11 protein-coding genes are annotated in these 16,069 nt (G+C 54.9%); 5 read left to right on the top strand and 6 right to left on the bottom strand.

Annotated elements, in window-relative coordinates; genetic code table 11:
• Positions 1–14: 14 nt before the first annotated feature.
• Both MFFC18_RS21095 and MFFC18_RS21100 read right to left on the bottom strand, forming a co-directional pair.
• On the bottom strand, positions 15–1,457 hold the full coding sequence (locus tag MFFC18_RS21095) for a DUF1501 domain-containing protein (protein ID WP_075083900.1): 1,443 nt from the start codon (positions 1,455–1,457) through the stop codon (positions 15–17).
• Positions 1,454–4,651 (bottom strand): DUF1553 domain-containing protein, encoded by a 3,198-nt coding sequence (locus MFFC18_RS21100; RefSeq protein ID WP_075083899.1) that lies wholly within the window; start codon positions 4,649–4,651, stop codon positions 1,454–1,456. Before MFFC18_RS21100 ends, MFFC18_RS21095 begins: the two co-directional genes overlap by 4 nt.
• 145 nt (positions 4,652–4,796) lie before the next feature.
• On the opposite strand from MFFC18_RS21100, the gene MFFC18_RS21105 reads away from it, so the two are divergent.
• Positions 4,797–5,564 carry a helix-turn-helix domain-containing protein gene (locus tag MFFC18_RS21105; RefSeq protein ID WP_075083898.1) on the top strand — a complete coding sequence of 256 codons (768 nt, stop codon included), beginning with the start codon at positions 4,797–4,799 and terminating at the stop codon, positions 5,562–5,564.
• A 26-nt stretch (positions 5,565–5,590) separates the two neighbouring features.
• On the opposite strand, the gene MFFC18_RS21110 is transcribed toward MFFC18_RS21105, so the two are convergent.
• Positions 5,591–6,337, bottom strand: coding sequence for an alpha/beta hydrolase (locus MFFC18_RS21110; RefSeq protein ID WP_148619024.1), 747 nt, complete (start codon positions 6,335–6,337; stop codon positions 5,591–5,593).
• Positions 6,338–6,517: 180 nt separating this feature from the next.
• Positions 6,518–7,495 carry a malate dehydrogenase gene (locus tag MFFC18_RS21115; protein WP_075083896.1) on the bottom strand — a complete coding sequence of 326 codons (978 nt, stop codon included), beginning with the start codon at positions 7,493–7,495 and terminating at the stop codon, positions 6,518–6,520.
• Between the two features lie 371 nt (positions 7,496–7,866).
• Between MFFC18_RS21115 and MFFC18_RS21120 the strand changes: the two genes are divergently transcribed.
• Positions 7,867–9,564 carry a BBP7 family outer membrane beta-barrel protein gene (locus MFFC18_RS21120; RefSeq protein WP_148619025.1) on the top strand — a complete coding sequence of 566 codons (1,698 nt, stop codon included), beginning with the start codon at positions 7,867–7,869 and terminating at the stop codon, positions 9,562–9,564.
• 96 nt (positions 9,565–9,660) lie between these two features.
• Here the strand turns inward: MFFC18_RS21120 and MFFC18_RS21125 are convergent, their stop codons facing one another.
• Both MFFC18_RS21125 and MFFC18_RS21130 read right to left on the bottom strand, forming a co-directional pair.
• Positions 9,661–10,185, bottom strand: a complete 525-nt coding sequence (locus MFFC18_RS21125) for a hypothetical protein (RefSeq protein ID WP_084417011.1) — start codon at positions 10,183–10,185, stop codon at positions 9,661–9,663.
• A gap of 129 nt (positions 10,186–10,314) precedes the next feature.
• A complete protein-coding gene (locus MFFC18_RS21130) occupies positions 10,315–10,809 on the bottom strand; it encodes a hypothetical protein (protein ID WP_148619026.1) in 495 nt (164 codons plus the stop codon).
• Positions 10,810–11,091: 282 nt separating this feature from the next.
• Here MFFC18_RS21130 and MFFC18_RS21135 point away from each other — a divergent pair, with 282 nt between their 5' ends.
• The 3 genes from MFFC18_RS21135 (at position 11,092) to MFFC18_RS21145 (ending at position 15,931) form a co-directional block, all read left to right on the top strand.
• The gene (locus MFFC18_RS21135; RefSeq protein ID WP_075084140.1) at positions 11,092–13,614 is read left to right on the top strand and encodes a DNA gyrase/topoisomerase IV subunit A; all 2,523 of its coding nucleotides are present in this window, start codon (positions 11,092–11,094) and stop codon (positions 13,612–13,614) included.
• 263 nt (positions 13,615–13,877) lie between these two features.
• Entirely contained in the window at positions 13,878–14,882 is a 1,005-nt protein-coding gene (locus tag MFFC18_RS21140; RefSeq protein ID WP_075083892.1) for an SPFH domain-containing protein, read from the top strand.
• Between the two features lie 11 nt (positions 14,883–14,893).
• Positions 14,894–15,931 carry a diacylglycerol kinase catalytic domain-containing protein gene (locus MFFC18_RS21145; RefSeq protein WP_084417009.1) on the top strand — a complete coding sequence of 346 codons (1,038 nt, stop codon included), beginning with the start codon at positions 14,894–14,896 and terminating at the stop codon, positions 15,929–15,931.
• The last annotated feature ends 138 nt before the right edge of the window (positions 15,932–16,069 follow it).

Genomic DNA, 16,069 nt, shown 5'->3' on the forward strand with positions numbered 1-16,069 from the left:
CCAAGCCCTAACGCCTACGCCAACAACTCTTTCACCACATGCCCATGCACATCAGTCAGTCGGAAATGTCGTCCCTGATACTTGTACGTCAATCGCTCATGATCGATCCCCAACAGATGCATGATCGTTGCGTGGAAATCATGAATGTGAACACCATCCTCCACCACGTTGTAGCTGTACTCATCGGTGACGCCATGTGAATATCCGCCCTTCACACCACCACCTGCCATCCACATCGTGAAGCACTTCGGATGATGGTCGCGACCAAACTTCGTGCCTTCAATCTTCCCCTGACAATAACTCGTGCGGCCAAACTCGCCGCCCCAAATCACCAACGTGTCTTCCAGCATCCCCTTGGCTTTCAAATCTTTCACCAACGCCGCTGACGCCTGATCCGTCTGCTTACACTTGTGACGAATACCGTTGGGAAGTCCAGAATGATGATCCCAACCCGGGTGATAGAGCTGGATGAACCGCACGCCGCGCTCGGCCAGCCGACGAGCCCGCAAGCAGTTCGCGGCGAACGTTCCAGGCTTCTTCACATCATCGCCGTACATCTTCAGCGTCTCTTCGGATTCGCCAGACAGGTCAGTCACCTCCGGGATTGAGGCCTGCATCCGGAAGGCCATTTCATACTGTGCGATCCGGGTTTCGAGCGCCGGATCGCTGGTCTGTTCCAGCTGCATTTGATTCAACTGCTGAATCCGATCCAGTGCTTTCCGCCGTCCCGCAGCACTGATTCCGCCAGGGCTGTTGAGATAAAGAACCGCGTCTTTATCCGGACGAAGTTGAACACCATCGAACTTACCGGGCAAAAATCCGCTTCCCCACAGGCGTGAAAACAACGGCTGACCGCCGCGGTCGTTGGAAACCATCACGACAAAGCCCGGCAAATCCGAACTCTCGGAACCCAAGCCATAATTCAGCCACGAACCCATACTCGGGCGGCCCGGAAACTGCGATCCGGTCTGCATCATCGTCACGCCAGGCCCGTGGTTGATGGCCTCGGTGTTGAGCGATTTGATGATGCACAGATCGTCCGCAATCTCGGCCGTATGCGGAAGGATCTCGCTCATCCAATGACCGCTTTCGCCCTGCTGCTTGAACTTGAAAGGCGACCCAACCAGCGGCAGACTTGCCTGATAACCGCTCATGCCGGTCAGCCGCTGTCCCATGCGAACTTCCGGCGGCAACTCTTTGCCATGATCCTTGTTGAGCCGCGGTTTGTAGTCGAACAAATCCATCTGCGATGGAGCGCCGGACTGAAACAGAAAGATCACCCGCTTCGCTTTGGGGGCAAAGTTCGGAAAGGAAATATCGTCGGCGCCGAAAGCCCGATCCTGGCTGAGCAAACTGGCCAAGGCAATCGAACCGAGTCCGTGGCCGAAAGTACGCAGCGCATCCCGCCGCGTGACGATTCCGCTGTCATAGCCGGTGCAGAGAGGTTTCTTTTTCATCGCAGTCTCACGCTTTCATCAAGATTCAAAATCGCGTTCACCAGAACCGTCGCGGCAGCAAGTTCGGGAGCCCCAACATCGTCGCCAGCAGTCGCCTGACCAGTTTGCAACAATTTAGTCGCCTGTTCGGGAGACGCTTCGAACTCCTTCAACTGCTCTTCGTACAATGTCTCCAGAATTCGGATCTCTTCCGACGACGCAGTCCGGCTGGTCATCAATCGAAATGCTTCCTGGATAATTTTCTCAGCATCACCATCGTGCTGTTTGAGCAACTTCTCGGCCAGAACTTTCGACGCCTCCACAAACTGGGTTCCGTTAAGCAAAACAAGGGCTTGCAACGGAGACGCTGTGACTTCGCGGCGCAAACGGCAGACATCGCGCTTGCTGGCATCCATCGTCATCATCACCGGCGCGGGCGACGAACGTTTCCAGTATGTATACAGACTGCGGCGATAGAGGGCATCGCCGGTGTCGACTTTCAACGGATTGTAAGCCAACGCGACATCGTAAGGCTTCACCGGCGGACCACCGACTTTTTGTTTCAACTGCCCGCTGACAAACAGGACTCCGTCTCGCAGCATTTCTGCAGTCAACCGATTGCCCGGCGCTCGGGCCAGAAGTCGATTCTCCGGATCGCGATCGCGAACTCCTCGCGCCACTGTGGCACTTTGCCGGTAAGTTGACGACAACGCCATTTTTTTCAACATGCGACGCACGTCCCAACCGCTGGACACAAAATCACGAGCCAGCCAGTCGAGCAGTTCCGGATGCGAAGGCATTTCGCTCTGCAACCCAAAATCCTCCGGCGTTCTCACCAGGCCGTTGGCAAACATCATTTGCCAATACCGATTCACTGTCACGCGTGCTGTCAGAGGATGATCGGGGGACGTGATCCATCGGGCCAACCCGAGCCGATTCTTTGGTGCATCAGCGGGAAACTCTGGCAGGAACGCCGGCGTGGCCGGAGAAACTTTTTCGCCATGCGCATCGTAGACACCGCGCTCGAGCAAAAACGTATCTCGCGGCGAGTCCGTTTCTCGCATCACCGTGATTGCCGGTACGGAATCCATGATGCCGTTCCACTTGGCACGGGCCTGTTTAAGTTTCTCACGAGCTTCAGCAGCAGGTTTCGAATACGCCGCGAAGTACCATTGCCGTGCCTGTTCGTGGTCTTTCTTGTGATCCGCAAGCGAAGCGTCATGTGTTGCAGAAGGCTGGCTCAGCATCGCAATCTCGATCGGTGCCAACTCACGATCGAACATCTGAAACTCATCGACCTGCCCGTCCTTGAAACCGCGATCTCGATAGCGGCTTCCGATCGCGAAGTCGTCAAAGCCACCGCGCCACCTGGAAACCTGGCGAGTCAAATGATCCTTGACGATTTTCGTTCCAGCCGGTTTTCCATCGACGTAAATTTTAAGCCCAGCCGCCTTGCTCGACCCGTCATACGAAACAGCGACGTGATACCAACGATCTTTTTCCAGGATCGCATCGGTTTCAACATCGATCGCGTTGCCAGGCCAGAAATGGCACATCTTCGCGCTCAGCTTGTTGCCGAGCTTCACCAGTTCGTAGCCAACACTGCCCGCGTCATCCCAACCACGAGACCGTCGCCAAATCACGCCGCGATCCTTGAGCTCGTTCGTTTTGATCCAGATGGAAACGGTAAACGGTTGATGACGCTCAAATCGGCCAACACCCGGGAATGTGACAGGATCGTCGCCGGTTAGTTCGATGGCTTTTCCAAAAGGACCGTCGACGATTTTCTGCGCAGTCTTGTCCCATGGCTTTTCCGTTTTCGTGTCCGCATCAGGATCGACTTCTACGATCTCCGGTTTCGATTTCGCGTCCGACGAAGGCTCTTCTTTCTTGTCATCTTTCTTTTCAACAACCGCGACGGGTTGATCAAAGCTCAGTTTCGCGATGCGACGGGGAATCGGATCGATGTCTTTTGAATCTTGCTTCAACCATTGCTGAAACGCTTGTTCCTGGCCAGCGATCACGCTTGCGTATTCGCTTTCCGCGTTGGCGATTTCTGCTTCTGCCTTTTTCAATTCCTCTTGTTGCGATTTGGTGGGCAGCGGAGCGGCGGGAGTTGGAACCGCATCGGTGAAGTAGGAAATCAATCCGTTTTCATCCACGTTGGCGAAGAAAGAACTGAGCTGATAGTACTCCTTCGTTTTCGTTGGATCATATTTGTGATCGTGACAGCGAGCACATTCCATCGTCAGTCCCATGAACGCTGCCGAAAAAGTATGCGTTCGATCGGCCACGTTTTCAACACGGAATTCTTCAACGGCCACGCCGCCTTCTTTCTTGTGCGAGTGCAGACGGTTGAACGCCGTCGCGACGATTTGATCCCGAGTCGGATTTTCCATCAGGTCGCCGGCCAGCTGCCAGGAAACAAACTGATCGTAGGGCATGTTTTGCTTGAACGCGCGAATCACCCAGTCGCGATACGGCCAGACGTAACGTTCGTCATCGCGTTGAAATCCGTACGAGTCCGAATACCTCGCAACGTCGAGCCACTCGCTGGTCAAACGTTCGGCACACTCTTCGCTCTCAAGCAAACGATCGACGACTTTCTCGAACGCATCCTCCGATTCATCCGCCAGAAACGCATCGATCTGTTCCAACGTCGGCGGCAAACCGGTCAGGTCGAAAGTGACTCGCCGCAACCATTTTTCGCGAGAAGCGGGAACGTTGGGCTGCATTCCCTCTTTTGTCATTGCGTCAAGAATAAAGTGATCGATCGCGTTCCTGGTCCAGGACGCATCATCTACTTCGGGCACCTCGATGGAACCTGGCACAGGCTCGAACGCCCAATGGCCTTCAAATTCGGCGCCCTGTTCGATCCACCTCTTGAGTGTGCTCTTCTCTGCATCAGTCAACTGTCGAGGAGCGTCTGCCGGCGGCATTACCGAATCGTCATCGGCGTAAACTCGCTCGTGCAGTTCGCTGTCTTCAATGCTTCCTGGTTCGATCGCGTCGAGTGCATGGTCACGCGTGTCGAGGCGAAAGTCGGACTCCTGATTGTCGGCATCCGGCCCGTGACAATGGAAACACTTGTCCGAGAGGATCGGACGAACGTCGCGGTTGAAAGAGACTTCCTGAGCCGCGACTTCCCGGAGCGATACGAAACTTACAGCACCGAGAATGATGAATTGACAAACGAGTACGGAACGAAGCGTCATGGTATAGTTTGACTGTTTGGTTTGCGGTGGCGAAAGTCAGCGGCTGGCAGGCATGTTTGGGAAGCGTGCTCTCGACTTCGAGAATAGCACAGGCTGTCCAAGGCGTCTTGTACTCCCAACCTGTCTCTTTTGTACGTTTTGACGAATGTCTAATTCTTCCTCACTATCGACGCAAGGCAAGGCGTTTCGGGAGCGTTTCTTTCAGCTAAACCCGACGGCAAAGTCCGTTATCGATCTGTTTCGCTTTCTTCCATCGGTCTATTTCTACGCGAAAGACACGCGACATCGATACGTCGGAGCCAACCAGGCGACGTTGACTCACATCTTCGGACTTGAGAAAGAAGATGACTTGTTAGGTCGCACCGACGCCGACTTTCAGCCTAGCGTTCTGGCTCAGGCCTATCACGCGGAAGACCTCCGCGTCATGGAGAGTCGGCAAACAATCCCCAACCGTGTTTGGTTGGTGCCGCACGTTCGCGGTACGCCACAGTGGTTTGTTTCGTCGAAAACGCCGCTGCTTGACGTTGCCGAAAAAGTTATTGGAATCGCCGGCGTGATGTATCCAATCAAAACGCCTCAGGAACAGGCCAACTATTTTCAGGAGCTATTGCCCGTAATCAACTTCATTGACGCGAACTTCACTTCGACAATTTCGATGAGCCACATGGCCGAGATTGCCGGGCTTTCAACGACTCACTTCAATCAACGATTCAAGTCGATTTTGCAGATGTCGCCTTCGGCCTACGTGCTTTCGCGACGCATTCAAATGGCTTTGAAACTGTTGGTCGAAACCGATTACTCGATCAGCGACGTCGGAGCAACCGTTGGTTTCTACGACCAGAGCCACTTTACCAGACGCTTCAAGAAAATCATGGGCATGACGCCCAATGCGTATCGCGCGGAATACCGTTGAGAGAATTACCGCGGGCCGATCGTCGATTAGGTAATCGCAGATTTAATCTGCTCCATGATCCAGCGGTCGATATCAGCAAGGACGTTGCTGCTCAACGTAGCCGAACCGGGATAGCGGCGGACCGTTGTGGAAAATCCGGCGACATGCAGCAGGCGAAGATGATGGCAGAGTTCGTTTTCGTCGTAGCTCTGCGAATCGCGAAAGTTGGCCAACAGCACATTCAAATCGCGGCAACGATGCCAGTCACGAAGCGGAACATGTTCGGTTTCCATTGGTCCATCAACAGAAATGACTCCCGCAAAAACATCCGGTCGCTCGAAAGCGATTCGAAACGCCATCGTCCCACCAGTGCCTGCACCAGCGAGAAAAATCCGGTTACTGTTGATGTTGAATCGTAGCTGGGCATGATCCACAGCAGCCATCACGGACTCATACGCGGCCTCTACCGATTCTTCACAGTTGGGCCACGCAATCGGCGACGAGTGCGAAAAACCGGACTGCGGCGCGATGGCGACATGGTTTCGAACGCTCACGTCCGGCATCAGCTTTTGAATTTCGCTGCACTGAGAACCATCCTGATGCAGCCACAGTATCAGCGGATAGGCGTAGCTGTTGGTGTAGTGCATCGGCACAAACAGAGAAAATTCGCCTTCCGCGCGACGGCGAAATGCGGATGCCAACTCGGCAGTAGAGAAAACCGAGGGGTTCGGATCTTCGACAGGCTTGGTCTCAATTTCTGTCGTAGCCAGTGGGCTAAGTTTGATCCGATTCATGGCGACCTCTTTCTGATACTCTCGATCCGTCAACGCGTTCGGTTTTTAAGCCAGCCTTGGAACCAAGTCAACGGGAACCGTCATGCACTGAGGTCCAAGAGCAATTTTTCCAAGCAACGCATCGCTAGCGAAAAAAGTTGCAAGCCGCAAACTCAACGCGGCTTGCCACTCCTCACAAATCTACAAGAGATCCTTGACGTCGTCTTGCTCTTCAGAAAGCTCGTTCGCGGTCGCGTCCATCCGTTCGCGGCTGAATTCGTCGATGGGAAGATCCTGAACAATCGAATATTCGCCTCCGCTGCAAGTCACCGGATAGCTGTAGATCAGGCCTTCGGGAACGCCATAGCTTCCGTCGCTCGGGATCGCCATGCTGACCCAATCGCCTTCTGCGGTTCCCAATGCCCAATCTCGCATATGGTCGATCGCCGCACTCGCTGCCGATGCAGCGCTTGACGCGCCACGGGCTTCGATGATCGCAGCACCACGTTGCTGAACTTTGGGAATGAAGTCATCGCGATACCAATCCGTGTCGACCAGCGTGGTTGCATCTTTGCCGTCGACCGTTGTTTGGCTGATGTCGGGATACTGAGTCGCCGAATGGTTGCCCCAGATCGTCATCTTCTTAATATCAGTCGACGCCACGCCTGTTTTGTCTGCCAGTTGGCTGATCGCACGATTGTGATCCAGTCGTGTCATGGCCGTGATATTGCCATGCTTGATTTTCGGCGCGTTGGCCATTGTGATCAGAGCATTCGTATTCGCAGGGTTGCCGACAACCAGCACGCGACAGTCTTCTTTGGCGTTGTCGTTGATGGCTTTGCCTTGCGCGGAGAAGATTTTCGAGTTCGCGGTCAGCAGGTCTTTGCGAAGCATGCCTTTCTTGCGTGGCATCGCACCGACGAGAAGAGCAAAGTCCGCATCCTTGAAGCCCACATTCGCGTCGTCCGTGGCCACGATGTCGTGCAGCAGCGGAAACGCACAATCGTTCAGCTCCATCACAACTCCATTGAGTGCTCCCATTGCTGGCGGAATTTCCAGGCACTGCAGAATGACGGGCTGATCCGGTCCCAACATGTTGCCGGCGGCGATTCGGAACAGGATGCTGTAGCTGATATTTCCGGCTGCGCCGGTTACGGTGACTCTAACGGGGGCTTTCATGGTCGCTCTCTGGATTGAGGATTTGAACCCATGAATATCGTAAAGCGGACGGCAATTGACAAGCCGTCAAACGATCTCGATCCGTGTACCGGCGACGATTGCCGCACGAACAGGATCCCCAACTATCAAAGTCACCCTGACCCTGACATGAGAAGAGTTGGCGTTTGTCCCGTTTGGAACTGCCTCTTCCTGTTTCAACGATTTTTTTTGCTGTTCGGGATGTACGCCTTGTGTCGCAGAGAACCGGCAATATTGGCGCCTATTTTGGAGAGTCGTGTCGAATGTTGGGACGATAAGCGAAGTGATCTTTGGATCGATTCGTCAGGTCGTACTGACAGTTTTATTTGAAGCAATTGTTTGGCGAAGAACTCATGAAACGAATTGCAATTTTCACTGCCGCAGCATTCTCATTCTCCTCACTCGCGTTCTCATGCGGAACCGCTTCGGCCCAGGAATTCCCATCCACCGGCCATGGATCGTTCAATGGAGCGATCGAAATTCCGGAAGCGATCACCAGCCCGCTGCCTCCGATGCCAGGAACCGCGGCTCAGTCCGTGGTCGCTCCCAACAGCCCACCGACCAGCGTCCAACCAGCTCCTGGTATCGCCCCGCAAACCTATTTGCCGCAGGCGATTCCCGCCCAGAGAGCTCCAGCTCAGGCTGTCCCTCCGCAGCAGTTTTCGCAAGCTCCCGCCGCACAGGCGCACGGCGAAGTGTTCTCGTCTCCGTCACAGATCCAGACGTTCTCAATACCTGCATCGCAACCGGCACCTCAATCCGTCATCGCACCGCAGACCCAGTACTTCGCGGCCGAGCCAACCGGTCAAGCTGTTCCAATGCCATCGGAGATGATGGTTTCGCAATCTGATTCCAACTGCGGATGCGCAGACGGATCCTGCCAGGGATTTGTGATCGACGAGTCGCAGTTCCCACAGGAACGCCGTCAAACGAAGCGACAGAAATTGTTCCAGCGAACTCCGAAATCCAACGACTCCTGCACAAGCTGTGCGGCAGCACTTCCAAGCCCTGTTCCTCAGTTTGAAGAAGCCGTTCGTCCGCGGTCAAACGGATCGGTGTACTCAACGGTTGGCGTTTCAGGATTGTTGTTCGATCGCAGCCACGGAAACAATCAGGACTTCTCGACGAATGCAGGAGGCGAACTTTTGTCCTCTGACAATGCAGTCAACGACGTCCTGGCCGGAATCGATGCGGTCGTCGCCCGTCGTCGAGTAACCGGACGAGGCTGGGAAGCTCGCTACCTTGGACTGTACCCTTCGGACGAGTCGATTCAAATCGGAAACAACGCCAGCACCCTACTACCGGGTCTGGCTCAGATCGGAACTTCTGTCAGCGGAAATGACCCGAACGCTTTCCTGACAGGTCCTTCGGCGAGCAGTTTCTACAACAGTGCGGACACGCATGTGTTGACGCGTCAGACTGAACTGAACAACCTTGAGTTCAACTTTCTGAAGAACTCCCAACCGCGATTTCGAGCCTGTTCAACAGAGCTGTTGCTTGGGTTCCGCTACTTTCACTTCGCCGAAACATTGTTGTACGAAGCAGTCGACGTTCCGCAAGGAGATCCCAACTTCCCCAGCCCGGAAAGCGTTGGATACTTCTCCAGTACAGAAAACCATTTGCTCGGTTTGCAAATCGGTGCCCGTTCGGACTATCAGATCCGCCGCCGCCTGATGTTGCACGTCGGCGTGAAAGCTGGTGCATTCAACAACAGCATCAACACACGTCAACGCGTCGACTATCGCATGGCAGACGGCAGCGTGATCAATCCAACCGTCGCCGGTGGGACGCTTTCAGGCGAACGGTTCGATATCGGAGCCGAAGACGATGTGAAATCGATTCTTGGCGAAGTCGACCTTTCAGTTTCGCTGCAGGTTTCTGGCAGCTCTCGAGTCCGCGTGGGTTACCGGGCGATGGGCGTGACCGACATTGCTTTCGCCAGCAACCAAATCCAGGACGACTTCACAGACGCTTCGGGGCTGACCATGCCCAACGCAGATGGCGATCTCGTCACTCAGGGCGGCTACTTCGGACTTGAGTTCGCGTATTAATTAGCCCTGCCAACGTTCAACGGCACGAAAAAGGCCCTGCAGCAAAAACTGCAGGGCCATGTCGTTTGTCGATGGAGAAGTCAAACGGCAAGTGTTCTACCAGGGTCCGCGTACGGGATAGACGCCGAACTGGTCGGTGCTTTGCGGCCAGTAAGGTGTTCGTCGGAAACCAGCGCCGTTGCCGCCACCGATCATGGCTGCTCCACCGCGTCCGAACTGGTGATGAATGGGAGTGCTACGAGTCTGACCAACGCCCCACGCGTACGAAGACTGGTAGCTGGCAGTGGGAGGAACAACCAGAGCTGTCGGAGTTCCCCAACGCCAGTTCTGATATCCGCCGTGCCATGAGTAAACGTTCTGCTGGTCCATGTTCCAGCTGTGAGTGTTGGCGGCCTGCAGGCCGCTGTTGCTGTGTGCGTACACGCGATGTGGAGAAAAATTATCCCGCGCCGCGCCGCGAATGGTTCGCACGGGGCCGACCAGTTGAGAAGTTGGCATTACCATTCCGTCAGCGTCAAAAGTTCCGCCACCACAGCTGGAACATTGAGCTTGAGCCGAAGGAGCTGCCATCAAGGCACACGCCGCGAGGGCGATCGAAAATGTCAAAGCGTTTCGTATCATGATCCTGAAACCTGTAAATGTTGTTTGATTGTTTGCTTTCCGGCTATCTGGCTAATTCCGCCAGTGGTAGTGACTGGCAGTGACCAGGCACTGTTCGACATCCGCGAGCCCAGTCCGCCAAATAGGCAACTAGTTACCACAAGTCGAGCAGCCACCACCGATGCGACCACGGAGTCTTCCGCCACTGCCACCACAGTCGTCGCCGATGCAGTAGGCTTTCTTGGCAAGCTTGTATTGCAGGCTCTGGAGGCGCTGATTTGAAAACGGAAGCGGAGCGATGCCACTGCTTCCGTTTTGCCAACGTACCGACGTGATGTTCAAAGATCCGCCACCACCATAGTAGCTCGAGTCATTGAAGTAGTTGTAGTAATTTCGCGAGTGCGTATACATCATCTCGTGCGGCATCAGCGGCTGGTACGTGTAGTACGATCCGCCGACGTTTTGTGGAACCGAATGCGGCGCCGGGTACATTCCGGCAGTCGCTGAACTGGCAGCGCCCTGAGTCGTGTACTGCGAGAACAGCTGGTTCGGCAAGTTGCCCTGGCTGGTTTGAGCAAAGCTTGTTTCTGAAACAAGGGTGACGGCGATCAGGCAGCAGACCGCGACGAAGAATTTCTGGATCATTTGACATTCCTTTAGACGTTGGCTTCCGACGCCTCCGGCACCGGTGTGTTTTGGGAGCATCGGCGAGAGCAAGAACAGCTTTAAAGCGATTCGCTGTAGCACGCCGACAAAATCAGCGGCCTTGCAATACAAACCGCAACAGCCGAAAAACCGTCTGGGAGGGAAACATGGCGATTGCTATACTCACCACAAAACGCCCAACCCTCCCAAATGGGCAAGCGGCAAAACCAGTTCGAAACAGGCTGTTTCAGAGTCCTTCACCCAGATCCACAAGGCAACATCGTGGCGAAACGCCAGCCCAGCAAGAAAAAATCGACCCGTAAAGCGACGCCCCGCCGCAGCTCCAAAAAGACGACCTCCCGAAAATCTGGTGGCGGTAACGGCAATGGATCCGGTACGCTCTTCGACGACATGGACGACGATGGCGAAGACGGCCTGACGACGATCCCGCTCCGTCTCGCCGCTCAGTCGCGATATCTGAACTACTCGCTTTCGGTCATCACCAGCCGCGCTCTGCCCGACGTTCGGGACGGGCTCAAACCAGTTCAGCGCCGCATTCTGTACACGATGGGCGAGTCGCGACTGTTCCACACGGCAAAGCATCGCAAGTGTGCCAAAGTCGTCGGTGACGTGATGGGTAACCTGCACCCGCACGGCGACAGCTCGATCTATGATGCGCTCGTTCGTGTCGCTCAGCCATTCTCGCTTCGCATCCCGCTCGTCGACGGCAGCGGAAACTTCGGTTCGGTCGACGGAGACAACGCGGCCGCGATGCGTTACACCGAATGTCGGCTGACCCGGATCTCCAGCGAAGTCCTGACCGATCTTTCGACGCGAACGGTCCCCTTTAAAGCTAACTACGACGGGACGCGAGAAGAACCAGTCGTCCTTCCGTCGCGAATCCCGAACCTGTTGGTCAACGGAGCCACCGGAATCGCGGTCGGCATGGCGACGAACATCCCGTCGCACAACCTGAAAGAAGTCTGCAACGCGTTGCTGAAACTTCTCAAGGATCCGGAAATCAAAGCTTACCAGCTGGTCGCCAACGACGCGGTGCACGGCCCGGACTTCCCTACCGGTGGCCAGGTGATTAACTCGAAAGAGGAACTTCGCGAAATCTACGCGACCGGACATGGCTCGTTGACCATTCGCGGCACCTCGAAAGTCGTCTCGGCGGGCAAAGGCGCCAAGGGCAAAGTCCTGCAGATCGATTCGATTCCTTACGGCGTGAACAAAGCCAACCTTGTCGAATCAATCAACCAGATGGTGTTCAGTGGCAAGCTCCCGTTGGTGGTGGAGGCTCGTGATCTTTCGACCGACGACACGCGAATCGATCTGCCGCTCAAGAAAGACGCCGATCCGGACAAAGTCCTCGCGTTCCTCTACAAGAACACAAAGTTCCAGGTCAACTTTGGCGTCAACCTGACCTGCCTGGTGCCGACCGAAAATCCGGAAGTCGGTGCTCCGGCTCGACTTGGGCTGAAGGAAATCCTCTGGTATTTCCTGCAATTCCGCCTCGACGTGATCACGAAACGGCTCGAGAACGAACTGGCCAAACTCGAAAAACGGCTGCACATTTTGCAGGGCTTTTTGACCGTCTTCGACGCTCTCGACGAGATCATCCGCATCATTCGTCGCTCCGATGGCAAAGCGGATGCGGCGAAAAAAATCATGAAGCGTTTCCCGGTCGGCAAAGGAAAAGACGGGCTCGACGAAGATCAAACGGAAGCCATTCTGGAGCTGAAACTCTATCGCCTGGCGAAACTTGAGATCAACCTGATCCAGGACGAATTCAACGAAAAGCAAAAACGTGCTCGGCAGATTCGCAAGCTACTCAAGGAGAACACTGACGACACGAATTCTTCTGGGCGCTGGAAGATTGTTCGCGAAGAGATCCAGACCATCCTGACGGAGTACTGCAAGGACAAGACCGCCAAGCGACGTACGGTGATCGAAGCAGCAGAAGCCCAGGTCGAGTACAGCGAAGAAGATTTTATCGTTGCAGAAGACTGTCACATCCTGATCACCAAAGACGGATGGGTCAAACGTCAAAAACAAATCGCCGACCCCTCCAAGAGCCGCGTTCGCGGTGGCGACAGCGTGTTGGCGGTCGTCGCAGGATCGACTCGAGCGACGATCGGCTTTTTTAGCTCGATGGGGTTCTGTTACACGGCGCGGATGATCGACATTCCGGCTTCCACCGGTTTTGGTGATCCGATTCAGAAGCTTTTCAAACTCAAAGACGGCGAGAAGATCATTTCGGCGCTTTCGTTTGATACGCGAGTCATCGGCGACATTAAGGAAGATCCGAAAGATGTCTATCTGCCGGAAGTCCACGGCTTGGCCGCGTCAAGCGACGGTTACGCGCTGCGATTCAGCCTGCAGCCTCATTCGGAGGCTTCGACAAAAAGCGGGCGCCGATTTGCACGCGTCAAAACGGGCGCTGAACTGGTCGGCGTTTATGCGATTACTGCCGACGAGACGATTCTGGCGATCACTGCCAACTGCCGTGCGATGGTTTGCCCTTCCGAAGAGATCAACTTCCTCTCTGGTCCCGGACGTGGCGTGATGCTGATCAAAGTCGGCAAGGGCGACAAGTTGCTCGGCTTCAAGCCTTCTACCGGCGACCGTGATTTGCTGGTTGTGGAAACCAACCGCGGTGCACAAAAGACCATTTCCACCACCAAATACCGCACGACCTCGCGCGGCGGCAAAGGAAATGAGATCCAGAAGAACGGCAAGATTGCGAAGATTGTTGAGCCTCCGGTCGAGGCTCCACCGGAGTTGAAACCATTGAAAAAGTAGCCATTGGTTGACTGTCAGCAGGTGAGGCGATTCAGCATTGTTCGCGCGGATCAGCCACACTGCTGTCTGTTTAGCCGGCCAGGTGCTGAGGTTCCTTCTGGTCGTGACGATTATCGGCGTTGGCCATTAGCGCAAGCGAAAATTGGGCTGGTGTCTGAAACGACTGGGTTGCGAAATTGTTTGAACATACGACGTGAACCGAGCTAGGCTTGGCAGTGTCTTTTTAGTTGAGAGACCATCCGTCACAGAACGCGAGGACAAAGATGCTAGGGTTTCGCTATCTCAAAACGACGCCGACGACTCACGTCATGCAATACAAGAACGGCAAACTCGTTCGCCAGGGTGCAGGCCTTTCGTTTTTCTACTTCATGCCATCGAGTGTCGTGGTGCAAATCCCGCTCGCCAGCGTGGGCATTCCCTTTGTCTTCAACGAAACAACATCGGATTTCCAGGAAGCCACCATCCAGGGCGACATCACCTATCGCGTCGTCGATCCGGAAAAGCTCGCTGCGATGCTGGACCACAGCGTCGACTATCGCGGTCGATACGGCAGCGACGACCCTTCGAAGCTTAGCGAGCGAATCATCCACGCGGCTCAGATTTCTGCTCGCGAATTCACACAGCGAAACCCGCTCGGCGAACTTCTGACCAAAAGCGATGAACTGGTGGCGACTTGCGAGTCTGCTCTTAAAGAAGCGCCGGCAGTTGCGATGTTGGGAGTTGAGATTATCGGCATGTCCATCCTGTCGATCGGTGCAACGCCGGAAATGACAAAAGCCCTTCAAGCCGAAGCTCGCGAGAAGCTTTTGCAGCAGGCTGACGAAGCCGTTCACATACGCCGCAACAAAGCGATCGAACTGGAACGTGAGATCAAGGAGAACGAACTGCAGACCGAAATCAAGGTCGAAGAGAAGAAGCGTGAAGTTCGCGAAATGCAACTGCGAGCCGACATCGCTGTCGAGCAGCAGCGTACCGAACTGGTTGACCAGCGAGTCCAGAACGAACGCAAAGAGGCTGAAGCTCGTGCCGACGGATTGCGGGCGATTCTGGAACCAATGAAAGACGTCGATTGGAAAACGCTGCTCGCGGCGTCTCCTGGCGGCATTAACTCTCAGGAAATGATCGCGATGGCGTTTCGAGATCTGGCCGACAACGCCGACAAAATCGGAACGCTCAACATGTCTCCAGATTTGCTCAACACGCTGCTTCAATCGAACGAAAATGAGCCTGAGCCACCGAAGCCACGTCCGCGCCGAAATCGCGAATAGCAGGAGTCATCATGCAGACGCTTCCCATTATCGCCGTCGTCACACGCGAAACTCGAATGGAGAACCTGAAAAAACGCTGGGTGACGACCTCCAACGTCAAGTTCCAAATGCAGCAAGCGGCTTCGCACGAAGAACATCGGCTGAAGCGGAAACGTCGCAAGTCCATGTCGTCAATGAGCGAGGACAACTTCGACCTGATGATCGCCGCCGCGTCGGATGCTCTTTCGGACGAAGACGAACTTCGAGAAGAAGATCAGATCTACGACGAAACGCTGAAGAGTCTGCTGTACGAAATCGATCTGGGATATCCGATCAAGGAAATCGACCGCAGCTTCATTTCGAACTTTGACTTTCAACGCTGTGTTGCCGTCATCGTGTTCGGTCAGGATGGTCTGGTCGCCAACGTTGCCAAATACGTCGGCGACGTTCCGATCATCGGCGTCAACCCGGACCCCAGCCGCAACGACGGAATCCTGCTACCTTTCGAAGTCAAACATTCACGAAATGTCTTGCAGCGAACGATTGAACAGAAATCGAAAACCCGTGACGTGACGCTGGGCGAGGTCACGACCAACAACGGCCAGCGAATGCTCGCGTTCAACGACTTCTTTATGGGCTGCAAAACTCATACTTCGGCCAGGTACACACTCGAACAGAACCTGGCGACCGAGTCTCAATCGTCCAGCGGCATGATCGTCTCAACGGGCGCGGGATCCACCGGATGGATGTCGAGCGTCCTAAACATGGCTGGGCAAATCGGACGGATGCTGGACCGGAGCAGCACTCCGGAAAGACTCATTCATCGCATGGACTGGAGTGACCGTCATTTGATGTGGGCGGTTCGCGAGCCATTCATCAGTCGACACAGCTCGGCCAGCATGATCGGCGGACTTCTTGATGAAGGCGAAGAACTGGTTGTCGGATCGCAGATGGACGGAAACGGCGTGATCTTCTCCGATGGAGTCGAAAAGGACTTCATCGAATTCAATAGTGGCTCGATCGCGGCGTTTCGCGTCGCCAGCCAGAAGGCTCATCTGGTCGTCAACTGAGGCCGACATTCAACGGATTTTGGGCTGATTCCTTCGGCAAAATCGCGATTACGGTATCGGGCCATTGCCTGTAATATATGGCGACGAATCCAGTCCCCACACCAACGCCCCACGGAGCCGATTCCTGAAATCGCTCCA

The sequence above is a fragment of the Mariniblastus fucicola genome, assembly GCF_008087665.1.
Classification (GTDB): domain Bacteria; phylum Planctomycetota; class Planctomycetia; order Pirellulales; family Pirellulaceae; genus Mariniblastus; species Mariniblastus fucicola.